The sequence below is a fragment of the Methylocystis sp. S23 genome, assembly GCF_054106005.1.
On sequence record NZ_CM134185.1, the window covers coordinates 3,656,318 to 3,682,037 of the forward strand.

Annotated in this window: 21 protein-coding genes and 1 tRNA gene; 14 read left to right on the forward strand and 8 right to left on the reverse strand. The window is 65.4% G+C overall.

The features are described from left to right. Positions 1-3 precede the first annotated feature (3 nt). Complete coding sequence (locus ACV7JP_RS17955; protein WP_457797012.1) at positions 4-2,100, reverse strand: GumC family protein; 2,097 nt, start codon at positions 2,098-2,100, stop codon at positions 4-6. A gap of 162 nt (positions 2,101-2,262) precedes the next feature. Here ACV7JP_RS17955 and ACV7JP_RS17960 point away from each other — a divergent pair, with 162 nt between their 5' ends. The 7 genes from ACV7JP_RS17960 to ACV7JP_RS17990 all read left to right on the forward strand — a co-directional run bounded on the left by ACV7JP_RS17960 (position 2,263) and on the right by ACV7JP_RS17990 (position 9,743). Further along, positions 2,263-2,859 (forward strand): polysaccharide biosynthesis/export family protein, encoded by a 597-nt coding sequence (locus ACV7JP_RS17960; protein ID WP_457797013.1) that lies wholly within the window; start codon positions 2,263-2,265, stop codon positions 2,857-2,859. Between the two features lie 17 nt (positions 2,860-2,876). Further along, entirely contained in the window at positions 2,877-4,082 is a 1,206-nt protein-coding gene (locus ACV7JP_RS17965; RefSeq protein WP_457797014.1) for a glycosyltransferase family 4 protein, read from the forward strand. 18 nt (positions 4,083-4,100) lie between these two features. Next, positions 4,101-5,630 (forward strand): undecaprenyl-phosphate glucose phosphotransferase, encoded by a 1,530-nt coding sequence (locus tag ACV7JP_RS17970; protein WP_457797015.1) that lies wholly within the window; start codon positions 4,101-4,103, stop codon positions 5,628-5,630. 20 nt (positions 5,631-5,650) lie between these two features. Further along, positions 5,651-6,025, forward strand: a complete 375-nt coding sequence (locus ACV7JP_RS17975) for a DUF423 domain-containing protein (RefSeq protein ID WP_457797016.1) — start codon at positions 5,651-5,653, stop codon at positions 6,023-6,025. A 91-nt stretch (positions 6,026-6,116) separates the two neighbouring features. Continuing rightward, the gene (locus tag ACV7JP_RS17980) at positions 6,117-6,557 is read left to right on the forward strand and encodes a response regulator (RefSeq protein ID WP_457797017.1); all 441 of its coding nucleotides are present in this window, start codon (positions 6,117-6,119) and stop codon (positions 6,555-6,557) included. Between the two features lie 103 nt (positions 6,558-6,660). Then, positions 6,661-7,644: a DUF2865 domain-containing protein gene (locus ACV7JP_RS17985; RefSeq protein WP_457797018.1), complete on the forward strand. Its 984-nt coding sequence runs from the start codon at positions 6,661-6,663 to the stop codon at positions 7,642-7,644. Between the two features lie 203 nt (positions 7,645-7,847). Beyond that, positions 7,848-9,743: an AsmA family protein gene (locus ACV7JP_RS17990; protein WP_457797019.1), complete on the forward strand. Its 1,896-nt coding sequence runs from the start codon at positions 7,848-7,850 to the stop codon at positions 9,741-9,743. A 129-nt stretch (positions 9,744-9,872) separates the two neighbouring features. Here the strand turns inward: ACV7JP_RS17990 and ACV7JP_RS17995 are convergent, their stop codons facing one another. The 5 genes from ACV7JP_RS17995 to ACV7JP_RS18015 form a co-directional block, all read right to left on the reverse strand. Then, complete coding sequence (locus ACV7JP_RS17995) at positions 9,873-10,169, reverse strand: hypothetical protein (protein ID WP_457797020.1); 297 nt, start codon at positions 10,167-10,169, stop codon at positions 9,873-9,875. Positions 10,170-10,273: 104 nt separating this feature from the next. Then, entirely contained in the window at positions 10,274-10,477 is a 204-nt protein-coding gene (locus tag ACV7JP_RS18000) for a hypothetical protein (protein WP_457797021.1), read from the reverse strand. A gap of 125 nt (positions 10,478-10,602) precedes the next feature. Further along, positions 10,603-10,676, reverse strand: a tRNA-Cys gene (locus ACV7JP_RS18005). Positions 10,677-10,906: 230 nt separating this feature from the next. Continuing rightward, on the reverse strand, positions 10,907-11,620 hold the full coding sequence (locus ACV7JP_RS18010; RefSeq protein ID WP_457797022.1) for an MgtC/SapB family protein: 714 nt from the start codon (positions 11,618-11,620) through the stop codon (positions 10,907-10,909). Positions 11,621-11,633: 13 nt separating this feature from the next. Then, entirely contained in the window at positions 11,634-12,119 is a 486-nt protein-coding gene (locus ACV7JP_RS18015; RefSeq protein ID WP_457797023.1) for a cupin domain-containing protein, read from the reverse strand. A 109-nt stretch (positions 12,120-12,228) separates the two neighbouring features. On the opposite strand from ACV7JP_RS18015, the gene topA reads away from it, so the two are divergent. Next, positions 12,229-15,117 carry a type I DNA topoisomerase gene (gene topA / locus ACV7JP_RS18020; RefSeq protein ID WP_457797024.1) on the forward strand — a complete coding sequence of 963 codons (2,889 nt, stop codon included), beginning with the start codon at positions 12,229-12,231 and terminating at the stop codon, positions 15,115-15,117. A 287-nt stretch (positions 15,118-15,404) separates the two neighbouring features. Here the strand turns inward: topA and ACV7JP_RS18025 are convergent, their stop codons facing one another. Both ACV7JP_RS18025 and ACV7JP_RS18030 read right to left on the reverse strand, forming a co-directional pair. Further along, positions 15,405-17,129: a VWA domain-containing protein gene (locus ACV7JP_RS18025; protein WP_457797025.1), complete on the reverse strand. Its 1,725-nt coding sequence runs from the start codon at positions 17,127-17,129 to the stop codon at positions 15,405-15,407. A 236-nt stretch (positions 17,130-17,365) separates the two neighbouring features. Then, positions 17,366-18,979: a pilus assembly protein TadG-related protein gene (locus tag ACV7JP_RS18030; protein ID WP_457797026.1), complete on the reverse strand. Its 1,614-nt coding sequence runs from the start codon at positions 18,977-18,979 to the stop codon at positions 17,366-17,368. A gap of 367 nt (positions 18,980-19,346) precedes the next feature. Here ACV7JP_RS18030 and rnr point away from each other — a divergent pair, with 367 nt between their 5' ends. From rnr to ACV7JP_RS18060, 6 genes are all read left to right on the forward strand, one after another. Further along, a complete protein-coding gene (gene rnr, locus ACV7JP_RS18035; protein ID WP_457797027.1) occupies positions 19,347-21,635 on the forward strand; it encodes a ribonuclease R in 2,289 nt (762 codons plus the stop codon). A 566-nt stretch (positions 21,636-22,201) separates the two neighbouring features. Then, positions 22,202-22,369 carry a 50S ribosomal protein L33 gene (gene rpmG / locus ACV7JP_RS18040; RefSeq protein WP_036286758.1) on the forward strand — a complete coding sequence of 56 codons (168 nt, stop codon included), beginning with the start codon at positions 22,202-22,204 and terminating at the stop codon, positions 22,367-22,369. Positions 22,370-23,011: 642 nt separating this feature from the next. Further along, positions 23,012-23,416 carry a hypothetical protein gene (locus ACV7JP_RS18045; RefSeq protein WP_457797028.1) on the forward strand — a complete coding sequence of 135 codons (405 nt, stop codon included), beginning with the start codon at positions 23,012-23,014 and terminating at the stop codon, positions 23,414-23,416. Between the two features lie 4 nt (positions 23,417-23,420). Further along, positions 23,421-24,173: a 3-deoxy-manno-octulosonate cytidylyltransferase gene (locus tag ACV7JP_RS18050; protein ID WP_457797029.1), complete on the forward strand. Its 753-nt coding sequence runs from the start codon at positions 23,421-23,423 to the stop codon at positions 24,171-24,173. Beyond that, complete coding sequence (locus tag ACV7JP_RS18055) at positions 24,170-25,036, forward strand: prephenate dehydratase (protein WP_457797030.1); 867 nt, start codon at positions 24,170-24,172, stop codon at positions 25,034-25,036. The genes ACV7JP_RS18050 and ACV7JP_RS18055 overlap by 4 nt, the downstream gene beginning before the upstream one ends. Positions 25,037-25,274: 238 nt before the next feature. After that, positions 25,275-25,709 (forward strand): HIT family protein, encoded by a 435-nt coding sequence (locus tag ACV7JP_RS18060; protein ID WP_457797031.1) that lies wholly within the window; start codon positions 25,275-25,277, stop codon positions 25,707-25,709. The last annotated feature ends 11 nt before the right edge of the window (positions 25,710-25,720 follow it).

Here is a 25,720-nt window from a genome sequence, read left to right on the forward strand (position 1 = left end):
GGGTCAGGCCGCGACCAATCCGCCCGCCTTCTCCACGCCTTCGAGCAAATGCGCCTCGGCGCCCGCCTCGGCGAGCCGCGCGCGCAGGGACTCGGCCGCCGCGTCGCCGCCGAGAACGAAGGCGAGATCGACAAGCGGGGCGAGCCGCGGCGCCTGCTCCGCGGAAGCCGCGAAGATGACGAAATCATAGGTATGCGCAAGCGCCGCCACGACGAGCGCCAGATCGTAACGCTCTTCTTCCTCGGCGACGCCGCCGGGCAGCACGTGCAGGCGCGAACCGATGTCGCGGTGGATGACCTGCGCGAAATCCGCGGCGCCGGCCGCAAGATCGGACAGGCCTTTCGGCGGGCCGTCCGGCGCATGCACCAGCGCGTCGAAAGCCCTGGCGCCACGATCGGCGGCCGCGAGCACCGTGCGCCCCCGGCGCGCGAGATTGCGCGCGAGCGCGATCGCCGTCTCGGCCGGCTTGCCCTCGCTCTCGCAGGGAGTCACCAGCACCTTCACGCAGGTCTGCGCGGCGCGCGCGCTGTCGATCTTCTGCGCCGCCTCGACGCTCGCCGCGCGCGTGGCCGCGATGGGCGCGGCCTCCGCTTCGCCAATTGCGGCGCCGGTTTCGAGCGGCGCGGCGGACGTGTCCTCCGCCGCAATGCGGACCGGCTCCCCCCGCGGCGCGTCGAGCGGAATCGCGGGGGCGGCGGCGCGGGCGCGTCCGCTCAGCAATTCGCTCGCGACGATCGCGCCGGCGGAGAGGATCAAGGCGGCGAGCGTCGCGAAGGCGGTGATTGGAAGCTTCTTGGGGAAGGACGGCAATTGCGGCGCCAGCGCGCGCTGGATGATGCGGGCGTCGGCCGGCGTCGCCTTCACGCGCTCGCGCGCCAGCGCTTCCTGATATTTCGCGGTCTCGCTCTCGAGCTGATCCTTCAACAGGCGCGCCGCGCGTTCGAGCTCGCGCAGCTTGATCTCCTCGACGCCGGCGGCCCCCGCGACGCGTTTCTGATCTTCAAGAACCCTGGTGAGGTTCTCGACGCGGACCGAGGCGATGCGCGCCTCGTTTTCCAGCGTGCGCGCCGTGCGCTCGGCCGCGGCGCGCCATTGCATGTCGAGATCGCGAAGCTGGGCGTCGAGCTCCTTGATGCGGGGATGCTGCGGCAGCAGCGTGCGCGACTCGAGGGCGAGCTGCGCGCGCAACGCGACGCGCTGCTCGAAAATGCGCCGCATCACTTCATTGTTCGCGACGTCGGGAATCTCGCCGATGCGATTCTGCCGCAGCATGTCGCGCAATATGTTCGCCTTCGCCTGGGCGTCCGCCTGCACGCCGCGCGCGTTGGAAAGCTGATTGTTCAATTCGCCGAGCTGCTGCGTCGGAATGACGGCGTTGTTGGCGCCGACGAGAAGGCCCGTCCTGGCGCGATAGTCCTCCACCTTCGCCTCCGCCTCGGCGACGCGGCCGCGGAGATCGGAAACGAGCGTCGCGAGCGATTGCGCGGCGGCGCGCGCGACGTCGCGCTTGGCCTCCTGCTGCATCTCGATATAGGTTTCCGCGACCGCATTGGCGCCGCGCGCGGCGAGGTCGGGATTGCGCGAGGAGAACTCGACGGAGAGCACGCGCGTCTTGGTCGGCGAGAGCACCGAAAGCTTCTCGCCGAACTTTTCGAGAATGCGGTCTTCGGGCGACATCCGCGTGGGATCGCGCGTCAGGCCGAGCAGCACCATGACGCGCGTCAGCGCGCCCATGCCGTTCGCCAGCGGATCGAACTCGACATTGCCCTGGAGATCGAGCTGCTTGATCACGCGGCGCGCGAGGTCGCGCGAGGTGAGGAGCTGGATCTGGCTCTGGACGCCTTCGGGGTCGGGGCCGTTGGCGTCGACGCGCTCGCCCTTGTCGACGCGCGTGAAGAAGTCGTCCTGATTTTCGAGGAGAAGCTTGGCGTCCGAAGTGTAACGCGGCTTGACCAGATTGACGAAGACCAGCGCGCCGGCCAGCGCAACCAGCGTGGGTCCGATCACCCACCAGCGCTTCTTCATCAGCGCGCGGCCGACATGTGACAAATCGATCTCGTTTGTCACCGCCTCCGTCTCGATTGGAATACCCGAGCGCATCGCATCTCCGAGGGTCTGCCCTGGCGAGATAACGCGATTATGGTTTAGGGCTGGTTAAATCCGCCGGCCCGGCTCAGGTCAAAGTTTGTTAACCATGAAACAATAAAAACGATCCGTCGCCTGAAGGCGGTCGCCCGATTTGCTACAACTCATGGAACCGAAATGGCGAAGCCAGTCGCCTCGAAAAAGGTCGCCTGCAAGACGCTCACCTTGGCGATAGCGATGACAATGAGCGCTTTCTCGTCCGGTTGCGCGGTTCCCGGAGCTTACAAGCCGGAGCTCTTCGCGGCTTCCGCCTACGATCCCTACCGGCTCGCCGCCGGCGACCGGCTGCGCGTGATCGTCTTCGGACAGGACTCGCTCTCCAACTCCTATTCGGTGGACGGGGCCGGCCGCGTCGCCATGCCGCTCATCGGCTCGGTGCCGGTCCAGGGCCTCACCGTTCCCGAGGCGGAACACGAGATCGCGGCGCGGCTTCGCGCCGGCTTCGTGCGCGAGCCGCGCGTTTCCGTGGAGGTCGAGGCGTTCCGTCCCTTCTTCGTGCTGGGCGAAGTCACGACCGCCGGCCAATATCCCTTCGTCGAGGCCATGACGGCGCGCACGGCCATCGCGATCGCGGGCGGCTTCGGCCCGCGCGGCTATCAGGGGGCCGTGGATCTCACGCGCGTCATCGACGGCTATCCGATCACGGGCCGCGTGCCGCTCGACACGCCCATCCGGCCCGGCGACACCATTACGGTTCGAGAGCGAATTTTCTAAGAGAAGAAAGGTCAATCGTGGCCGCGGCGGTCGACGATCAGGACGCGACGGAAGATGCTGCGAGGCAGCCCTCGGGATTGCGCATTCTCCATGTCATGCGCGCCCCCGTCGGCGGGCTCTTCCGTCACGTCGCCGACCTCGCGCGCGCCCAGGCGGAAGCGGGCTGTCAGGTCGGCGTCGTCGCCGATTCGCTGACCGGCGGGGCGGACGCGGCCGGCGCCCTCGAGACACTTTCGCCTTTTCTCGCGCTCGGGGTCACGCGCCTGCCCATGCGGCGCCTGCCCCATCCGGACGATCTGCACATCGCCTGGCGCGTCGCCGCGCTGGTTCGCCTGTTGTCGCCGGACATCGTGCACGGCCACGGCGCCAAGGGCGGCCTCTATGCGCGGCTTCCCCGAATTCTGCCCATCTTTCCGCATCCGGCGCGGCCGGTCGCGCGCGTCTATACGCCCCATGGCGGCACGCTCCATTTCCGCGCCGACACGCTCGCCGGAAGAGTTTTCTTTACCGCGGAGCGCATAATGGGACGCGTGACCGACCTCCTGCCCTTCGAGAGCGACTATGCGCGCCGCCGTTTCATCGAAACGATCGAGGCGCCGCGAGCACTCGCCCCCGTCGTCCATAACGGGCTCGCGGCAAGCGAGTTCGCGCCGGTGACCCCGGCGCCGGACGCGGCCGATTTCGTCTTCATCGGCGAGATGCGCGTCGCCAAGGGCGTCGAGGACCTTTTACGGGCCTTCGCCTCCCTGCCCGAGGATCCGCGCCTCGCGCTGGTGGGTTCGGGCCAGGACGAAGCGGCGTTTCGCGCCCTGACGCGGCGGCTCGGCCTCGAGAGCCGCGTGACGTTCCATGCGCGCATGCCCGCCCGGGAGGCGCTCGCGCGCGGCAGGATACTCGTCGTTCCGAGCCGCGCCGAATCCCTGCCTTACATCGTCCTCGAGGCCATCGCGGCGAAGATTCCCGTCGTCGCCACGAATGTCGGCGGCGTTCCGGAAATTTTCGGACCGCGGGCGGCGCGGCTCGCCGCGCCGCGCGACCCGTCCGGCCTCGCGACGGCCATGCGCGCCATGCTCGACATGAGCCCGGCGGCGCGCGGCGCCCTTGCGGAGGAAATGGCGGAAATCGTGAAGGCGGACTTCACCATCGAATCGATGACCGAGGGCGTGCTGCGCGGCTACCGGGCGGCGCTCGCGCGCGTGCGGCGGACCGCCGCCGCAGTCTAACCTACGGGAGAAGGAAAAATGTGCGCTTTCGCCATAGGCGACATGAAGGGCGCGCCTCCTGAAAAGAACGGGAGCGCCTCCGAGAAAAGAAAATTGAGCCCGACGCTCGCCGAGATCGCCAGCAAAGGCGCGCCCGGCAAGGCCTATTCGCCGATCGTCCTCGCCGGCCTCGTTCGCCTCGTCGAGCTCGCGACGCTGCTCGGCGCCGGACTGCTCATCCACGAATTCTACGTCGCCGCCAATTGGGGCCGCTCGCTCGACTACTATCTCGTCATGCCGGCCATGGCGCTCGCCGCCATCGCCGCGCTGCAATCGCTCGGCCTCTACACAACGGGCGCCTTCCGCGCGCCGATGCGCAACGGCTTGAAGATCGCGGCGGCCTGGTCGCTGGTCTTCGTCGCCGCGCTCATCGTGCTCTTCTTCTTCAAGCTCGACGACTCCTTCTCGCGCGTCTGGCTCTTGAGCTGGTACGTCTCGGGCCTCGCGCTGCTCGCCGCGGAGCGCCTCGCGCTCTCCCTCATCGTCCGCGCGCTCACCCGGCAGGGCAAGCTCGATCGCCGCACCGTCATCGTCGGCGGCGGCGAACTGGCCGATCCGGTGCTGCGCGACCTTGCCGCGCAGAATGATGGCGACCTCCAGATTCTGGGGCTCTTCGACGACCGCGCCGACAAGCGCTCGCCCGACGTGGTCGCGGGCTATCCCAAGCTCGGCACGATCGACGACCTCGTCGAATTCGCGCGCCATACGCGCATCGACCTCGTCATCTTCGCCCTGCCGATCTCGGCGGAGGCGCGGCTCCTGCAAATGTTGCGCAAGCTCTGGGTGCTGCCGATCGACATTCGCCTCGCGGCGCACACCAACAAGCTGCGCTTCCGTCCGCGCTCCTATTCCTATATCGGCAATGTTCCGGTCATCGACGTCTTCGACAAGCCGATCGCGGACTGGGACGTCGTCGTCAAAAACGTCTTCGACAAGGTCGTCGGCTCTGTCTGTCTGATCCTGCTCGCGCCGGTCATGGCGCTCATCGCGCTCGCCGTGAAGCTCGACTCGCCGGGGCCGGTTCTGTTCAAGCAGATCCGCCACGGCTTCAACAATGAGAATATCGAAGTCTACAAGTTCCGCTCGATGTATGTCGACCGGCTCGACTATGCCGCCGCGAAGCAGGTGACGCGCGGCGATCCGCGCGTCACCCGCGTCGGGCGCTTCATCCGCAAGACCTCGCTCGATGAGCTGCCGCAGCTCTTCAACGTCGTCTTCAAAGGCAATCTCTCGCTCGTCGGCCCGCGTCCGCACGCCATCGTCTCGCGCGCGGCGGACCATCTCTATGATGAGGTGGTCGACGGCTATTTCGCGCGCCACCGCGTGAAGCCGGGCCTCACCGGCTGGGCGCAGATCAATGGCTGGCGCGGCGAGACCGACACGCCGGAGAAGATCCAAAAGCGCGTCGAGTGCGATCTCTATTACATCGAGAACTGGTCGATCTTCCTCGACATCTATATTCTGGCGCTGACGCCCTTCGCCTTGATCAAGGCCGAAAACGCTTATTGAGGGCGGATGGAGGGCCGCGCGTGAACAAGGCGCCGATCATCGCGACCGTCGCGGCGCTGCAGGGCGCCGCCGGGGTCGCCCTCGCGGCCGCCGCCGCGCATGCCGACGCCAATCCCCTCCTCGCAACCGCGAGCCAGTTCCTGACGCTTCACGCCGGCGCCGGGCTCGCGCTCGCCGCGCTGGCGCGGACGGCGCCCGCCTTCCCCCGCTTCCTCGCCGGCGCCGCCTTCGCCCTTCAGGCGGGCGTGACGCTTTTCTCGGCCGACCTCGCGGCGCGGGTCTATCTCGGCGGCAAGCTCTTCCCCTTCGCCGCGCCGATGGGCGGCTCGCTGACGATTCTTGCCTGGCTTGCGCTCGCCCTTTGGAGCGCATTGGGCGTCGCCCGTCGGGACTAGACTGCGGCCAAAAGGCAACAGTCGGAGGCGATCTTCAACTGGCGCGCGCAAATGCTGGACACGCGCGGCAAACAGCCGCACCATCGACCCCATGTCTGTCTCGGACGCGCCACAACCCATTTCTGGCGGCGCATCGAGCGATGCGACGCAACGGCCGAGCGACCCTCTGCTCGGACGCCGGGTTCTGATTGTCGAGGACGACCCTTTCATCACATTGGCGCTGGAAGAGACGCTCACCGATTTCGGCCTGGTCATCGCCGGCTCCGCCCGCACCGTGCCGCAGGCCGTGCGCCTCGCGCAGACGGTCGCCTTCGATCTCGCGCTTCTCGACGTGAATATCGGACAGGACCGCATAGACCCGGTGGCGGATATTCTTTCGATGCGCAGGATACCCTTTGTTTTCACCACCGGCTGCGGGCGCGCCGGGCTGCCGGAAGCCTATCTCCAGCAGGCGATCGTTGAAAAGCCTTTTTATGTCGAGGAGATACTTCGCACCCTCCGAGAAGAGCTTTCCAACCTCAAAAGCGGCTAGTTTTTGACCGGAAAAATCCACAATAAATGCTTGAAGCCCAAGCGAGCCCATTTTAATTTGGGCCGAAGAAATTCTTAATTTTCTCTTAAAGCGAGCGCGTTCGATGTTCTCGAGTCTCACGCCGGCCTCGCGCCGGGACGCCCGTTTCGCCCGTGCGCGGTCGGCAATTTCCCTCGGCGCCGCATTCGCGTTTTTCTGCCTCGTTTTCACGGGTTACGACATTCCCGCCAGCCGCGCCGCCGGTGGGTTGGTCGAGGCGCTTTTCGGAGCCGCCTCGCCGCCGCAGCGTTATTACAGCGATCTTGCGCCGAGCTATCGCGCTTCCGCGCCGCGTGAAGGGAGCCGGCGCGCCCGCCATGCGAAGAAGGCGCGGGGGCATTACGCCCAGGCGCGCCGCCAGCTCGTGGAGCGCCGCAAATTCGCGCTCGCCCGCCATGCGGCGGCGCCCGAACGCCGCCGCGCCGGCGCGATCGAGACGGCGTCGCCGGCGCCGAACCGGATCTTCAAGGTCTCCGCCGCGACCGGCGGCGCCTCCGTCGGGGTCAGCCGGCGCGCCGTCTGCGTGCGCGCTTGCGACGGCTATTATTTCCCGGCCCTGCCCGTCTCGCGCGCCTCGGACCTCGCCGCCCAGCAGGCGAGCTGCGAGAAGCTCTGCCCGGGCGCGCAATCGACGCTCTTCCTCCTCCCCGAGGGATCGGACAGGATCGAGGAAGCCCGGGCCGCCAGGCGCGGCGAGACCTATGCGGCTCTGCTCTCCCGGCTCGATCCGAACGACGCCCGCGCCAAGAGCTGCTCATGCCAGACCGAGGCGACGGCCGCCGCCGCGACCCGCGCGCTGCTGTCGGACTCCACCCTGCGGCCGGGCGACTCGGTGATCACCGCGCAGGGCGTCCGCATCGTCCGGCGCGGCAGTCATTATCCCTTCAAGGAGGCGGATTTTCTGTCTCTCGCGGAAAGCGGCGACATCTCGCTCTCCAATAAGAGCGCGCTTTATGCGATCGAAAAGGCGCTGAAGACGCCGCAGGGGCGTCTCGCGGTCATGAATGGCGATCGCCGCCGCAACGGGCGCTCGAAAGCGGCGCTCTGATCAGATCACGCCACGGCTGGCGGAACGCCCGATCGCGGAAAGGGGATCAGCTCCAAGATATGGAGCAAGCGTCTCGCGCGAGAGCCGGTCCTCGTTTTTTCGCCGTGCGCCCTATGAGCGCGGCGACTCTCGCGCGCTTCGCCACTTTCTCGCCGCGCTTCCCCGCGAGAAGCGTCGCGACGATGGCGTAGGAGGCGAGCGACTTGTCGCCAAGCGAAAGCGATCCTTCCAGAACCGCGGGCGAAGCGGGCCGGCCGGGTCGCGCGCGCGCCCTGATATGGGCCGTCACGGCCTGTATCGTCGTCCTCGGCGCCGCGGCGGCGCTGGCGCCCTGGCTCTACTCCCCCGCCGCCGCCAAATCGGCCATCTATGCGCGGCTCCAGGACGCCACCGGACTTTACGTCGCCGCCCGAGGCTATCCGCGGCTATCGCTCACGCCCCGTCCCCATGTGACGCTGGATGGCGTCGTCTTCGCCGATCATAACGGCGCGCTCGTCATCGAGGCGGAGCAGCTCCACGGCGTCCTCAAGCTTTTGCCTTTGCTCTCCGGCCGCCTGGACGTCGACGTATTGGCGCTGGTGCGGCCGCGGGCGCGCATCGATCTCGATCAGAAGCCGATCGACGCCCCGGGCGCCGCGGCGCGCGCGGCGGCGGCGAAGCCGGCGAGCGCGGAAGCGCAGAAGGCCGACAATTTCCGCCTCGGCGTCTTGACCGTCACGGACGGCGCCCTGCGCGTGCGGCGCGGCGGCGCGGATTACGTCGCCGAAAAGATCGAAGCGGCGCTCGAATGGCGCAAGATCGGCGAGCCCGCGCTGCTGACGGGCGCCTTCGACTGGCGCGGCGAACGCCTGCAGCTCATGGCCTGGGTCGCGCGCCCCGGCTCCTTCCTCCGCGGCGATCCTTCCGTCGCGACCGCGCGCCTCGACGGCGACAGCTTGCGGCTCGAGGCGCAGGGCGTCGTCCAGAACCTCCCCAATGCGCACTACGCCGGCCGCATCGGCGGATCGGCCGCGTCCGCGCGAGAAGCGCTGCGGCTCTTCAATGTCGACGTTCCGCTGCCGGGACCTTTCGGAGGCGCGCAATTCGCCGCGCAGGCGGCGCTGAGCGCGCGCGAAGCGGCGCTCAAGGATTTTCACGTCTATGTGGACGGCAACGCCTTTGACGGCGAATTGACCATCCGCGACGAAGACGGGCGGCCGAACGTCTCCGCGACGTTGAAAAGCGAGTTCGTGGCTTTGAAACCCATGTTCTCCGACGCCCCCGCGCTGGTCTCGTCGGATGGGCAATGGAGCCGCGAGCCACTGGAGCCGCCGGACATGTCGGGCGCCGATGTCGATCTTCGACTCAGCGCCGCCCATGCGCGGCTCGGCCGCCTGACGATCGACGCCGCCGCCGTGACGGCGACCTTGCGGGATGGCGCGCTCGACCTCTCCCTACTGGAGGCCCAGGCCTATCGCGGCCGGCTGAAGGCGCATGCCGGCTTCAAGCCGGCCGGGACCGGCGCGCTCGCCGTTCACGCCACGGCGCAGACCTGGGGCGTCGACGCCCGCGCCTTGCTCTGGGACGCCTTCGGCAAGCAGGCGGTCGGCGGCGCGCTCACCTCGTCGCTCACGCTCGACGCCGCCGGCGAGACGGTCGCCGATCTGATGAAAAGCCTCGGAGGGCGCGCCACGCTCGCTCTGACCGACGGCGAGATCGCCGGCGTCGATTTCGAGCGCGCGCTGCGCCGCTTCGAAAAGCGGCCGCTGTCGAGCGCGCAGGACATTCGCTCGGGAAGCTCGCCCATCGAGCGCGCCGGCGCGACGCTGCTCGTCGAGAACGGAATCGGGTCGCTGGAGGAGGCGCTGGCCTATGGGCCGGGCTTCGCGTTGAGCCTCAAGGGCAGCGCCAATCTCGCCGAGCGCAGTCTCGCGCTCAAGGCGATTGCGCGCGAAGCCGACGCCTCGGGCAAGCCGCGCGACAAGGGCCTGCAAATCGCCTTCGATCTCGCGGGCGGATGGGACGATCTGACGCTCGCGCCCGATCCGCAGGCCTTCATCCGCCGATCCGGCGCCGCGGCCCCGCTCCTGCCGGAGCCGCCCGACCCTGCGCCGCGTTGAACCTGCACAATTGCGAGAAGCGACGAAGCAATCGAGAGGCGGTCGTCGCGGCCCCTGGATTGCTTCGCCTTCGGCTCGCAATGACGCCGCAAGGCGATCCGGCGGAGTCGTATCCAATCGAAATGCGCTCTAAACCGCCTCTTTTTCCAGAGACGCCGCCTCGAGCAACTGCATGAGCGTGTCGGGAATGTCGAGATAACGGAAGCGCCGCAGCTCGAAGCCGATGCCGACGAGGCCCCAGGGCGGCGTATAGGTTTCCCAAGGCGGTATTTCCGTCAGGACGACGACATGGCCGCCATCTATGGCCGGAGCGATCCGCTCGACGGTGTAGATGGCCCCCTGTCTCAGGCCCCCGTCGCCATAGCGTCCGGGCCCGGCCTCGACGCAGACGACCTCCGTTCCTGGAGGAGTGTCCGGGCTGATCATTTTTCTTCCTCATCGCCAGCGGCGATACGCGCCGCGCCCTCTCGCGATGTTATGGAGGGCGCGGCTGCTTCGGAAGCAAGACGCAAATCAGCGGAAGGCGCCGCTCACCACAGCTTGAGGAAGCTGAAAAGGCCCTTTTTCAGCTTCTTGCGATCGAGTGCGGCGAGCTCGTCATAGATCTTGCGCGCATTCGCCCGCAGCTCCAGAAGCTGCTCGTCCGAGACGTCGAAATTGATGGCGGCGAGGCGCAGTTCGCGGCGGGCGTTGTCGAGCCGGGCCTGCGCGTCGGCAATCAGAGCATGGAGCATTTTTCCCCCTCTTCATGAGCATGAAAAACTGTTGTGAGGACCGCGCCTTGGGCCAAGCCGGACGCGTGGCCCCGCCCGTGCAAAAGCTTCGCCGAACTTATAGGCGGAAATTGCCGCGATGGAAATGGAGGCCTCGTCCGGATTCGAACCGGAGTACAAGGATTTGCAGTCCTCTGCGTAGCCACTCCGCCACGAGGCCGTCCCGGCGCAAAACGCGAAGCGCTTTGCGTGAGCTCGCTCATACAGGAGGGCGCCACGCCGGGCAAGTGCAAGCGATGCGGCGAACGGAACAATCAGGCGAAGGCTGGCGAGAGAGGATCCCCCTTTGCGGCAGGGCCGGGCGGGTAAGGCCCGACCAATATAGTGACGGCGCGAACCCCACCCGGCGGTCTGCGACCGCCGACCGCCTTGGCGCGGCAGAGGCCCCAATCAATCCGACGCTCGCGACATCCAGGTGGCGTGGGCGACGCTCTCCAGCCGGCCCAGCGCATCGACGATCGCATCGAGCTCGGCGGCTTCCACGCTCGTCGCCGCGAGCGTGGCGACGATCTCCACGCCCTCCTCCCGCTCGCTTTCGCGGATTTCCCGGGCGGGATATTTCGCGGCCTCCAGACGCTCCTCGACCAGCTCCCGCAGCGAGTCCCGGCTCGCCTCGTCGGTCGTCACGCGGATCTCGAAGGTCGATTCGGTCCGGCTCTCGTCGATCGGCGCGCGCTCGATCAGATTGACCAGCGGCCGCAGGAAAGTGTTGCCGGCAAGAACGAAAGCGCAGAGCAGCACAGCCTCTGCCGGATGATCCGCTCCCGCGAAGGCGCCGGTGACGGCGGAGCACCAGATCGTCGCGGCGGTGTTGAGCCCGCGAATGTTCATCCCTTCCTTGAGGATCACCCCGGCACCCAGAAAGCCGACGCCCGAGGCGACATAGGCGAGCACCTGCGTCGCGCCCTGATTGCCCATGAGCCGCATGCCGAGATCGACGAAGGCGGAGGCGCCGAGCGCGACGAGCGCATTAGTGCGAAGGCCGGCGTTGCGCTGGCGATATTGCCGCTCGGCGCCGATCAGCGTGCCCAGCACGATCGCGACGAAAAGGGAAATGAAGGTATTCAGCAACTCGTCCGGGTTGAAACTGGTCAGACCAGCCATCACTCCTCCCAAATCAGTAGGGGCGGCCGTCCTTGTGGAAGAATTGCCAGCGTCCGTCCGGCCCGAGGCGCGCCTCCAGATCGTCGGCCGGATATTCCCCGCCATCGCCGGGCGCGCGATCGCCGATTTCGAGGTAAAGCGCGTCTGTGTCAGTTCGATTGACGAGATGGTGGGCGAGGCCGCCCGCCGGAAAACCGGCGCACATGCCGGGCGCGAGCCGCCTCTCGCCGGCCTCCGTCACCAAAGTCGGCGCCCCCTCCAGTATAAAGACGAATTCGTCCTGCCGACTGTGCCGGTGCAGAAGCGCCGATTGGGCGCCGGGCGCGAGGCGGGTGAGATTCACGCCGAAATTCTTGAGCCCGAAGACATCGCCCAGCGCCCGCTTCTCCCGCCCCGCGACGCGGGCGGCGAAAGGCGCGGGATAATTGGAGGGGCGGCTGCGCGGCGCCACGGCAGAGGCCACGATCGCAAGCAATTGCGCTTCATTTACTTTGTCCATGGCGGCCCTTCCCCTCCTCTCCGGCGGCCCCCAATTTGACAGGCGCCGCCCATTCTGACCATCTTCCCGCCCGCTGCGCCCGGCGGGCGCCCCGTTGGAATTGTCGCGAATGAATGTCGTCATCGTCGAGTCGCCGGCCAAAGCCAAGACCATCAACAAATATTTGGGCCGGGATTTCAACGTCGTAGCCAGCATGGGCCACGTCCGCGACCTGCCCGCCAAAGACGGGTCGGTCGATCCGGACGCCGATTTCGCCATGGTCTGGGAGATGGACGCCCGCGGATCGAAGCGCGTCACCGAGATCGCCCAGGCGGTCAAGGACGCGGACAAGGTCATTCTCGCGACCGATCCGGATCGCGAAGGCGAAGCCATCTCCTGGCACCTGATCGAGATTCTGAACAAGAAGAAGGCGCTCAAGGACAAGAAGATCGAGCGCGTCGTCTTCAACGCCATCACCAAGGACGCCGTGCGCGAGGCCATGGCCAATCCGCGCCAGATCGACCAGGCGCTGGTCGACGCCTATCTCGCCCGCCGCGCGCTCGACTATCTCGTCGGCTTCACCCTCTCGCCCGTGCTGTGGCGAAAGCTTCCGGGCGCGCGTTCGGCCGGCCGCGTGCAGTCGGTGGCGCTGCGCCTCGTCTGCGACCGCGAGCTGGAGATCGAGAAATTCGTCCCGCAGGAATATTGGTCGCTCGTCGCGCATCTGAAAACGAAAGCGGGCGAGCCCTTCGTCGCCCGTCTCGTCGGCGCCGACGGCCGGAAGATCACGCGCCTCGACATCGGCAAGGGCGAGGAGGCCGAGGACTTCAAGAAGGCGTTGCTCACGGCGGCCTTCACCGTGCGCTCGGTCGAGGCGAAGCCGGTCAAGCGCCACCCTTACGCGCCCTTCACCACCTCGACGCTGCAGCAGGAGGCCTCGCGCAAGCTCGGCCTCGCCCCGGCCATCACCATGCGCATCGCGCAGCGCCTTTATGAGGGCGTGGATGTCGGCGGCGAGACCGTCGGCCTCATTACCTATATGCGAACCGACGGCGTTGACATGGCGCCCGAAGCCGTGGCGAGCGTTCGCAGGGTGATCGCCAAGGAATATGGCGACCGCTTCGTGCCCAATGCGCCGCGCAAATATACGGCGAAAGCCAAGAACGCGCAGGAAGCCCATGAGGCGATCCGCCCGACCGACGCGACACGCCTGCCAAAGCACGTCGGGAAATATCTGGAGCCCGATCAAGCCAGGCTCTATGAGCTGATCTGGACCCGCACCGTCGCGAGCCAGATGGAGTCGGCGGAGCTGGAGCGCACGACCGTCGACATCGACGCGAAAGCCGGCGCGCGCAATCTGGAGCTGCGCGCCACTGGCCAGGTCGTGCGCTTCCCCGGCTTCCTCGAACTTTACCAGGAAGGCCGCGACGACGATCAGGACGAAGACGGCGGCCGTCTGCCCGCGATGAAGGCGGGCGAACCCTGCGCGCGCGAGAAGATCGACGCGACGCAGCATTTCACCGAGCCGCCGCCGCGCTTCACGGAGGCGACGCTCGTGAAGCGCATGGAGGAGCTGGGCATCGGGCGTCCTTCCACCTACGCCTCGACGCTCGCCACGCTGCGCGACCGCGACTATGTGCGGCTCGACAAGAAGCGGCTCATCCCCGAGGACAAGGGCCGCCTCGTCGTCGCCTTTCTGGAAAGCTTCTTCTCACGCTATGTCGAGTTCGACTTCACGGCCTCGCTCGAAGAAAAGCTCGATCTCGTCTCCAATAATGAGATCGACTGGAAGCAGGTGCTGCGCGACTTCTGGCGCGACTTTTCCGCGGCCGTGAACGAGACGAAGGACCTGCGCACGACGCAGGTGCTCGACAGCCTCAACGAGCTGCTCGGCCCGCATATCTTCCCGGCCAAGGAGGACGGCTCCGATCCGCGCCTCTGCCCGGCCTGCAACGCCGGGCAATTATCGCTCAAGGTCGGTAAGTTCGGCGCCTTCATCGGCTGCTCGAACTATCCCGAATGCCGCTATACGCGCACGCTTTCGCCGCCGACAGGCGACGCCGCCGCCGACGCGCGGCCGGGCGTGAAGGTTCTGGGCGTCAACCCCGATACGGGCGCGGAGATCACGCTGCGCGACGGTCGCTTCGGCGCCTATGTGCAGGAAGGCGAGCAGGAGGAAGGCGGCGAGAAGCCCAAGCGCGCCTCCCTGCCGAAGAACATCAAGCCCGACGATCTCACCTTGCAGCAGGCGCTCGCTCTGCTTTCCCTGCCGCGCGAAGTGGCGAAGCACCCGACGACGGGCGAGCCGATCATCGCCAATATCGGCCGCTTCGGCCCCTATGTGCAGCACGGCAAGACTTACGCCAATGTCGGGCGCGAGGACGACGTGCTGACCATCGGCGCCAATCGCGCCATTGATCTCATCGTGCAAAAGGAGTCCGGCGGCGGCGGCTCGCGCTTCTCGCGCGGCGGCGACTCGGGCCGCACGCTCGGCGATCACCCGGAAGGCGGCGCCGTGACGGTGAAGGCCGGACGCTTCGGCCCCTATGTGAACTGGAAGAAGGTCAACGCGACCATCCCCAAGGACGTCGATCCCGCCTCTCTGACCCTCGAACAGGCGCTGGAGATGATCGCCGCCAAGGCGGCCGGCGGCGGCGCGACGGGCGGGCGGGCGCTCGGCGAGCATCCCGACGGCGGGACCATCACTGTGCGGGCGGGCCGCTTCGGCCCCTATGTCAATCTCGGCAAGATCAACGCCACGCTGCCCAAGAATCTGTCCGCCGAGGACGTGACGCTCGAGGACGCGATCAGGCTCATCGACGAGAAGGGCGGCGCGGCGAAGAAGAAAGCTCCGGCCAGAAAGGCGCCCGCCAAGGCGAAGAAGGTCATCGAGGACAGCGACGAGACGCCATTCGAGGACGCCAGGCCCGTGAAGAAGACGGCGACGACAAAGAAAGCGCCCGCGAAGAAGACGGCGACGAAGAAGGCCGGGCCGGCGAAAAAACGCGGGATCGCGTGAGGCGCGCGTCTTCCCGCGCATGAATTTCCCGCATTGGCGATAGACAAGCGGAGCAAATTAAAGACGCCAAAGCGATCGGGTGAAGGTTTCCTCGTCCTGAGGAGCCGCCAAAGGCGGCGTCTCGAAGGACAAGGAAACCTTGCTACGACGCGCCCGGCGTCATTGCGAGCCGAAGGCGAAGCAATCCAGAAGCAGCTATCGTGGCTCTGGATCGCTTCGGAGCTCACGCTCCTCGCAATGAGACTGCACGGCGAACCGATCAAACGGAGTTGGCATTCACTGCCGGCTTACTGCGACAGCCGCAGCTTGCCGAGGCCGATGCCAATCGAGGAAAAGGCGGTGTTGAGCTGATCGGCGTTCTCCGCCTTGTAGTAGTGATCGGCGTTCGTCGCGCAGTTTTTCACCAAATTCAGACCCTGTTCGTCGATCGGGTCGTTCTTCGTCGAGAAGCCAATGGTGAATATCTCCACGCCCGCCGTCTTGGCGTTGGTGCAGGCTTCGAGCGTCAGTTCGTCCTGCATGTCGCGCGAATCGTCGTGATAGTCCGCGCGGCTGCTGGCGGCGGCCTTCAGCTTGTCCTGATAGTTGACGCCATCGCCTTTCGAGCCGTCGGGGAAACGATCGTTTTTCGTTCCATTGTAGCTGTAATAGCCCAGCGCCTGATAGGTCGAGCCGGTCACGGTATTTTCCTGGCTCTCCCAATTGTTGAATCCGTCGGTCATGAACACGATGATCTTGCGGTTCTTCGGCGCGTTGTAGGCGCGCGCATTGGCGAAGGGCAGGTTTGGCGACAGCGTGCGCCATCCCCACATGAAGCCTTCATGCAGATTGGTGTTGCCGCCTTCTTCGAGCTTGGCGATCTTCGACGTGACGGAAGTCTGTTGCGTATTCAACTCCATCAGCGTCTGCGTCGAAGCGTCGGGGCAGAATTTGTTCGGACTGCCCTCGCCATCGCTCTTCGTCGCATTGTATTTGCAGACATGGGTCAACTGCCCCCAATCGTCGCCCGGCGAGTCGCTGCACGCGGCGGTGGACGAGGAGTCGCTTTTTTTCTTCTTCTTCTTTCCGCCGCCGCTCGAGCCGCCATTATCGTCGAGATAATCGTTGGAATAATCCTCGTCGGGCTCGTCCGGCGCCAGGAAAGGCACGAACAGCGTCTTGGGATCGCTCGGATTCGGCGTCGCGTCCGTGACGTTGTAGGGATATTTCGGCTGCTCCAGGCATCCGCCCCAATCCCAGGACGAATTGATCGTCTTCAACTTGTCGAAGATATCGAACCGGCTCGTAAAGCCTTGCGCATTAGCCGTCGCCTTGCCGCCGAAGGCGATCCAGTGTTGAGAGTTTGCGCCCTGCTTATCGATCCAGGCCTTGCCACGATTGCCGGCGTTCGTCGGATCGAGAGCGACCACGCCCGCCGCGAAAGGCACGATCGACATCTTCACATTGGTCGTTTTCCCATACATGGACTTGACGAAGCTCGTCGCTGCGCTGCGCATCGCCTGCATCTTCGAGACGCCGCCAGCGCTCGATGACATCGAGCCCGAATTGTCGAGCACCAGCGCAATCTCATAGGTCGTCTTCTGATCGACGCCGCCAGCAAGGTTGGCGCAGGAATGCGCCGCAGCCGTCAGCGATCCGATGCCGGCAATCCTCATGAAGGCGTTGTTGATCGATATCTGGGAGTCGGCGCACAAAGTCTGCTTGTCGCTGCTGATCGTCGCATTCGAGACCGTCGCGTTCGCGAGAACAAGCCGTGAATTCAAGATGACCTGCGCCTGCTTCTTCGCCTGCTGGTCGTTCGTCGCGTCGGTCATCTTCGAGGCGACCGACAACACGGCGGCGTCCGTTGCTTGCTGCAGATTGGATCGCGTGATGGTCAATTGCGTGTAGTCCGACGCGGCCCCGATCATGAACATGACCGGCACGAACGCCAGTCCGAAAATGATGAACGCATTGCCGCTGTCGTCTTTCCGGAAATCAGCGAGAAAAGGGATTAGCGCATCACGTTTCATCGATCCGTTCCTCTGATGCTTGTCGTCCGATCGCTCGGAGAGCGCTCTGCTTGAGGAGACGCTAGGGAACAGAAGTTTCCACTGAGCCCACATTCTGCGGGCGGTCCGGATTTTCAGCCGGAAGGCCTAATGCGGCGCTCAGGATTTTTGGTCAAATTTGATGTGTTTCTTTTATCCGAAGGTAAGCGGCCGCCCTCGGTCTTCCGAGGCGCGGCCGTACGGCGGGGTCTTTTGGACTACTGCGACAAACGCAGCTTGCCGAGGCCGATGCCGATCGAGGAGAAGGCTGCGTTCAGATCCTTCGCATTCTCCGCCTTGAAGTAGTGATCCGAGTTGGTCGCGCAGTTCTTCAAGAGATTGAGTCCCTGCTCGTCGATCTTGTCGTCCGGAGTCGAGAAGCCGATCGTAAAGATCTCAATGCCCGCGGCCTTGGCGTTGGCGCAGGCCTCCGCCGTCAGCTCGTCGAGCATGTCGCGCGACGCGCTCCAATAGTTGGACGAAGTGTTTGCGGCGTTCTTCAACTGGTCCTGATAGCTGACGCCGTTGCCCGTCGTACCGTCCGGGAAGCGCAGGTTCTTCGTCCCGTTGTAGCTATAGTAGCCGAGCGCCTGATAGGTCGAGCCCGTCGCCGTGCTGGTCTGACTCGCCCAATTATTGTAGCCGTCGGTCATGAAGACCATGATCTTGCGGTTCTTCGGCGCGCTATAGGAACGGCCGCCGGCAAAAGGCTGGTTCGGCGACAGCGTGCGCCATCCCCACATGAAGCCTTCGTGCAAATTGGTGTTGCCGCCCTCGTCGAGGCTCGCGATTTTTGCCGTCACAGTCGATTGCGTCGTCGTGAGTTGCATGAGCGTTTGCGACGAAGCGGTCGGGCAATGATCGTTCGGCGAGTTGCTCGACGACGAGCTCGTGACATATTTGTACTTGCAGACATTGGTGAGCTTCGCCCATTGCCCGCTGACGGAGGGACAGCTCGCGCCGCTGCTGTCGCTCAAATAGCTGTTGCCATAGTCATCGTCGCTGCTCGGCTCGTCCGGAGCCAGGAAAGGCACGAACAGCGTCTCCGGATCGCTTGGATTCGGGGACGTGTCGTTGACGTTCATCGGATATTTCGGACCTTCGAGGCAGCCGGCCCAGTTCCAGGACGACTTGATGAGTTTCAGCTTGTCGAAAATATCGAAGCGGCTCGTGAAACCCTGCGCGTTGGCGGCCGTCTTTCCCCCGAAGGCGATCCAATGCTGAGAGTTCTCGCCATTCTTATCGAGCCACGCCAGATTGCGGCTGTTCGAATCCGATCCATCGAGAACCTTGACGCCGGCTGCGAAAGGCGTGATCGAGAACTTCACGTTCTGCGACTTGGAATACATGGTGTTGACAAAGCTCGTCGCCGCGCTGCGCAGCGCCTGCATCTTGGAGACGCCGCCCGCGCTCGAGGACATCGAGCCGGAATTGTCGAGCGCCAGCGCGATTTCATAGGTCGTGCCCGGATCGACGCCGCCCGCGAGATTAGCGCAGGAAGCGACGGCGGCGGTCATGTTCGCGATATGCGCCATCTGCATGAAGGCGTTCTGAATCGTTACCTGCGCGTTGGCGCAGAATGTCTGCTTGTCCTCGCTGATCGTGACATCCGTGACTGTCGCGGTCGCAAGCTGGGGCTCGGAATTCAGGATCACTTGCGCCTGCTTCTTCGCCTGATCCACGGTCGTGTCGCTGGTCATTTTTGAAGCGACGGCAAGGGTGGCGGCGTCCGTTCCCTGCTGAAGCGCGGCGCGCTTGATCGAAAGGCGCGTATAATCCGTCGCCGCGCCCAGCATGAACATGACAGGGACGAAGGCTAGCCCGAAAATCATGAAGGTGTTGCCGCCTTCATCCGAAATGAAAGCGCGCCCGGCTATTCTGCGCGTGAGCTTGCCAGCCATAACAACCCCCAAAACGACGTTGTGAATCCTCATATTCCAGAGGACCTTCTCTGCCCGGGGGGACAAGCTAGGGATCAACCCTTTCGCATTTTTCAAGCGAATTCGCAGAATGCCGGTTAACTGGCGTGAACCTTAACCTCCGATGGTCCGATTCACAGGAAATCCGGGCCGATTTCAACCGCGAGCATGGCGGGGCCGTCGCGGCGCGGATGGCGCGACAGGAGATTAGCGTGGCGGTCCGGCCCGCAATATGCTGAAAATCGATTGATCAGACGCACGACCGCTTTTGAGAAAGACCTTGGCGACCAAGAAAGCCCCGCAGCCGCCCTCCCGCGACGACATCCTCGCCTTCCTTGCGCGCGAGCGCGAGGCCGGCCGCGCAACGAAAATCGGCGTGCGCGAAATCGCCCGCGCCTTCGGCGTGAAGGGCGAGGATCGGGCCGCTCTGAAGCGCATGTTGTCGACGCTCGCGGACGAGGGCGTGCTGGAGAAACGCGGCCGCCGCGTGAATCAGAAGGGCGCGCTGCCGCCCGTCGCGCTTGTCGACATTGCCGCGCGCGACCGGGACGGCGAATTGATCGCCACGCCCGTCGAATGGGATGAGGACGCGCTCGGCCCCCCGCCGCGCATCCTCATCCGCGCGCCGCGCCGCGCCAAGCCGGGCGAACCCCTGCCCGGCCTTGGCGACCGCGCCCTTGTGCGCGCCGAGCCGGACCGCGACGCCGGGCCCGACGAGCCGCCTTATGTCGGCCGCGTCATCAAGCTCCTGTCGCGCGCGCGCCATCGCCTGCTCGGCGTGCTGAAGATCGAGCCGAACGGCAATGGCCGCATCGCGCCGATCGACAAGAAGCAGGCCGGACGCGAGCTCATGGTCGCCGCCGTCGACATTGGCGAGGGCAAGGACGGCGACCTCGTTTCGGTCGATCTCGTCGGCAAGACGCGTTTCGGCGCGCCGCGGGCCCGCGTGAGGGACACGCTCGGCTCGGTCGAGAACGAAAAGGCCGTAAGCCTCATTGCCCTGCGCGCGCATGACATTCCCGAAGTCTTCCGCGCCGAGGCCCTCGCGGAATCCGAAGGCGCCAAGCCGGCGACCCTGCAGGGCCGCGAGGACTGGCGCGAGCTCCCGCTCGTCACCATCGACCCGCCGGACGCGAAGGACCATGACGACGCCGTGTACGCCGCGCCGGATATGTCGCCGGACAATGAAGGCGGCTTCGTTATCACCGTCGCCATCGCGGATGTGGCGCATTATGTGAAGCCACGTTCGCCGCTCGACAGGGAGGCGTTGGAGCGCGGCAACTCGGTCTATTTTCCGGACCGCGTCGTGCCGATGCTGCCCGAGCGCATCTCCAACGACCTCTGCTCGCTGCGCGAGAACGAGGACCGCCCGGCGCTCGCCGTGCGCATGCGCGTCACAAGCAAGGGCAAGAAAATCGGCCACAGCTTCCACCGCGTGATGATGCGTTCGCGCGCGAAGCTCTCCTACCAGCAGGCCCAGGCGGCGATCGACGGCGCGCCGGACGAGAAGACGAAGCCGCTGCTCGAAAGCGTGCTGCGTCCGCTCTACGCGGCGCATGAAGCGTTGCAACATGCGCGAAACCTGCGCGCGCCGCTCGATCTCGATCTGCCCGAGCGCAAGATATTATTGAAGCCCGACGGCTCTTTCGACCGCGTGGTCATTCCGCCGCGCCTCGAGGCGCATCGGCTGATCGAGGAATTCATGATCCTCGCCAATGTCGCCGCCGCCGAGACGCTGGAGGAGCATCGCCAGCAACTCATCTATCGCGCCCATGACGAGCCCTCGAAGGAGAAGGTGACGGCGCTCGCGGAGTTTCTGGCCACGATCGGCGTCAAGCTCGCCAAGGGCCAGGCGTTGAAGCCCGCCCATTTCAATGTGATTTTGGAGCGCGTGAAAGGTCTGGAGCACGAGAACATCGTGAACGAGATCGTTCTGCGCACGCAGGCGCAGGCGGAATATACGCATGAGAATTACGGCCATTTCGGCCTGAATCTGCGCCGTTACGCGCATTTCACCTCTCCGATCCGCCGCTATGCGGATCTCATCGTGCATCGCGCCCTCATCCGCGCGCTGAAGCTCGGCGAGGGCGCCTTGCCCGAAATGCCGGCGAGCGAGCTGGCCGAGATCGCCGCGCGAATCTCCGCCGCCGAACGCCGCGCCATGGCGGCCGAACGCGAGACGGTCGACCGCCTCATCGCCCATCATCTCGCGGACCAGATCGGCGCGCGTTTCGGGGCGCGCATCTCCGGCGTCACCAAATCGGGGCTCTTCGTGCGCCTGATCGAGACCGGCGCCGACGGCTTCGTGCCCGCCGCGACCCTCGGGCGGGAATATTATTCCTATGACGAGGCGAGCCACTCGCTCACCTCCCGCTCGGGGATGAGCTACCGCCTGGCGGACATAATAGAAGTACGCCTCGTCGAGGCCGCCCCCATCGCCGGCGCCCTGCGATTCGAGGTCGTGGGCGGCGGCGAACGGCGGACGCCGCCGAGAAACGGCAAGACCTCCCGCGCGAAAACGCCACGCGCGGCTCTCCGGGAGACCCGGAAGGCCAAGTCGCGGAATTGAGCGCGCCAGGGCCGATGGCCAAGGCGTTCCGGCGGCCCTGATCGGGAGAGGCCGCCGAGCGATCGGATGGACGATCATCTTGGGGAGAGCTGGCGCCCAATACCTCAGGGGAGGTCGGCGGTCGAAAGACCGCCGGGTGGGGTCCGTTCCACTCCGATATTGCTCAAGCGTTACGTCGCCCTCCCCGTAAAGGCGAGGGATTCGCCGGCGTTCACCCGATTATCCTGATCGAGCCCAGGGCGACCGGGTGAAGGCTTCCTCATCCTGAGGAGCGAGCGAAGCTCGCGTCTCGAAGGACGAGGAAGCCTTCATTTCCCGAAATCTGGAGTTCGCCCTCGTGCTTTGAGACGGCTCCTGTGGAGCCTCCTCATGCTTCGAGACGCCGCCTTCGGCGGCTCCGCAGCATGAGGGCGAGGATTGTCGCGCTTCACCCGATCGTCTGGGAAAAGGCCGTCACCGCCTTGACATCCAGCTCCCCGCACGTATGGTGCGCGCCAATTCGTCTCCCGCCGACTCTCGGAGCGGCGGGAACGATTTCGTTTTTCAATCGAACTGGAACGAGTGCGATGGCCAAGTCCGCCATGATCAAGATCAAGCTCCTGTCCACGGCGGACACGGGCTATTTCTACGTCACCAAGAAGAATGCGCGCACCAAGACCGAGAAGCTCGTCTTCAAGAAATATGATCCGGTCGCGCGCAAGCATGTCGAGTTCAAGGAAACCAAGATCAAGTAAGGCGCGTCAGCCTTGCGGCCGGCGGGCGCGCCGGCTTTTGAAAAAGGGCTCCGCTTTGCGGGGCCTTTTGTTTTTGAGGGGAGCCTTTATCCCACCGCCAACGCCGGGACCGCCTTCTCCCGCAGGCGGAAGAAGGAGTCGCGACGCGACCTCCTTGTTCAGCAATTTCGGGGTTCATCCTTCTCCCGTTCGCGGGAGAAGGGCGGCCCACGCGTCAGCGAGGATCGGATGAGAGCGTCGCGACAGGAAAAATCCGCCCGCGGCGCGCGCTTCATCTTCGAGATGAAGGCGGCCGACTGACAATGGCTTCAAGGAGGCCACTCCAACCACCGTCAGCCGGCCAACCCCACGGACCCAGGAGATGCGGCGGACCTGAGCACTCCGCAGGGTATTCGAGTTCTGCCGTTACGCATCGAACGCTTGATCGCGACGTGGGCGCTTTTCCAGCCCCTTCGCCGCCGCCAGACACGCAATTCATTTGGCGACACCAAGTTACCCCGGCTGCACAAAAATGCAACTATCTGATATGTTTTTTCACAATGGCGTCATAGCAAAAGTGAATTTCCGCGACGGACGGGCGCTTTTCCGCTAAAGAGACACAAAAATGCGCGCCGTTGAGCGCGACCGCTTCGGAGGAAATAGATGCATATTCGCAGTCTGCGCCTGTTCATCGGGCTTGCGGCCGCCGTCGCTTTGGCCGGCTGCGGCGATCACCAGCCCGGCGACGCCACTGGCGCGAAAGTGCTCCGCAACATCCTGGAAAAGAGCGGCGTCGACGCCAAGATCGTCTCCTTCAAGAAGGTCAACGCCCGCGACGTGAAGCGCGACAAGATCGAGGCCTTCGAATTGATGTACGAGGCGGAAATCCAGTTCCCCGAGGGCTTCGAGGCCAAGTGCCGCGACGAGAGGGAGCGCGGCAAATGCGCCTTTCTCGGAATCGACGAGGACCGCACCTTCGCCAAGAGCGAAGTGCACACCAGCGAAGGCACGCTGCATTTCGTGAAGACCGACAAGGGCTGGATGGCGGAAGACAATAACGTCTACTGAGCTTTTGAGCGCCGACGCGCCGCGCGCGCCGATCGTCGTGATTCCGGCGCGGCTGGGCTCGACCCGGCTGCCCGGGAAAGCCCTGGCCAATATTGGCGGGCGCCCGATGATCCTTCATGTCTGGTCGCGCGCGGTCGCCGCCGGGCTCGGCCCCGTGGCGATCGCAACCGACTCGGAAGAAATCGCCGCGGTCGCGCGCGCGGCCGGCGGCGCGGTCGCGATGACGAGCGGCGCGCATATTTGCGGCAGCGACCGAATCGGCGAGGCGCTTCGCCTGCTTGATCCTGACGGACGCCATGACGCGGTCGTCAATCTGCAGGGCGACAATCCCTATCTTCCCGAGGGCGCGCTTGCGGCCGCGCTGCAGCTCCTTGGCGACGCTCGCGTCGATATCGGCACGCTCGCGGCGGTGGCGCATCACGAAGCGGCGGACGACCCCGACGCGGTGAAGCTTGTCGGGACCAAAATCGCGCCGAAGCGCCTGCGCGCGCTCTACTTCACCCGCGCCCGCGCGCCCTGGGGAGAGGGGCCGCTTTACAAGCATATCGGCGTCTACGCCTATCGCCGCGCGAGCTTCGAACGTTATGCGGGCCTTCCCCCCTCCCCGCTCGAGCTGCGGGAGCGGCTGGAGCAGTTGCGCGCCGTCGAGGCCGGCATGCGCATCGACGCGGCCGTGCTGGACAAAGCCGGTCCATCGGTAGATACCGGGCGCGACCTCGCGGCTCTGCGCGCCGCCATCGGGCAGGAAAAACAGTGACAGAGCAATATATCGCCTATCAGGGCGAGCCCGGCGCGAATTCCGACATCGCCTGCCGTGACGCCTATCCCGATCTGACGCCCCTGCCCTGCGCGAGCTTCGAGGACGCTTTCGCCGCCGTGACCGAAGGCCGCGCGCTGCTCGGCATGATTCCGATCGAGAATTCCATCGCCGGCCGCGTCGCGGATATTCATCATTTCCTGCCGCATTCGGGCCTGCATATTGTCGGCGAGTATTTCCTGCCGATCCATTTTCATCTCATGGCGCCGAAGGGCGCGACGCGCGACGGGCTGCGCGCCGTCTACAGCCATGTCCACGCGCTCGGCCAATGCCGCCGCGTCATCCGCGATCTGGGCCTCGCCGCCCATACGGCGGGCGACACGGCCGGGGCGGCCCGCGAAGTTTCGGAGTGGAACGACCCGACCAAGGCGGCCCTCGCCCCGCGCCTCGCCGCCGAGATTTACGGGCTCGACGTGCTCGCCGAGAATGTCGAGGACGAGGCGCACAACACCACGCGTTTCGTCATTTTGTCGAAGACGAGCCAATGGGCGCCGGCCGATGGCGGCCCGGCCATGACAACGTTCATCTTCCGCGTGCGCAACGTGCCCGCCGCGCTCTACAAGGCGCTCGGCGGCTTTGCGACGAACGGCGTCAATATGACGAAGCTCGAAAGCTATATGGTCGACGGCGAATTCGCCGCGACGCGCTTCCTGGTCGACGTCGACGGCCATCCCGAGCAGCCGCATGTCGCGCGGGCGATGGAGGAGCTTCACTTCTTCTCCAAGGAGGTGGAGATTCTCGGGGTCTATCCGGCCGCGGAGTTCAGGGTCACAAATATTCGCGCCTTCGAATATGGTGATTGAACCAAATCTTTGATTGAGCTTCCTCACGCGGCTTCGATCGGGCGCGGGGCGCGTCGCTGAGGGATTGACACCGCGCAAGAGCCACTGCTTTCTTTTCGCGCCCTCTTTGCGTGACCAGTGGCCTGTCGCCCGGCGATCCGGTCGCGGCGCCGCCCGAGAGAGGCGCCCGCCTGGACGGCCAGAAAGAACGGCCAAGAACAAGAAACAGAGTCAGCGTTCCGCGCAGCGAGGAGATGTCATGTCGGCCGTCTACGATCCCAACAATATCTTCGGAAAAATCCTGCGCGGCGAAATTCCCTCGCATAAGGTTTATGAGGACGAGATCGCGCTCGCCTTCATGGACATCATGCCCCGCGCCGAGGGGCATGTGCTGGTGATTCCGAAGGAAGGCGCGCGCAATCTGCTGGATGTCTCGTCCGCGACGCTCGGCGAGCTCGTAAAGCGCGTGCAGCACGTCGCCAAGGCGCTTGAAAAGGCCTTCGCCGCCGACGGCCTGACGCTGCATCAATTCAACGAAAGCGCCGGCGGCCAGGTGATCTACCACCTGCACTTCCATCTCCTGCCGCGCTGGGAAGGCGTGCCGCTGCGCCCGCCGGGAACCATGGCCGACGAGAATAAGCTCGCCGAACAGGCGGCAAGGATCCGCGCGGCGATGACGCCTTATCCGGGATGAGGCTGAAACGG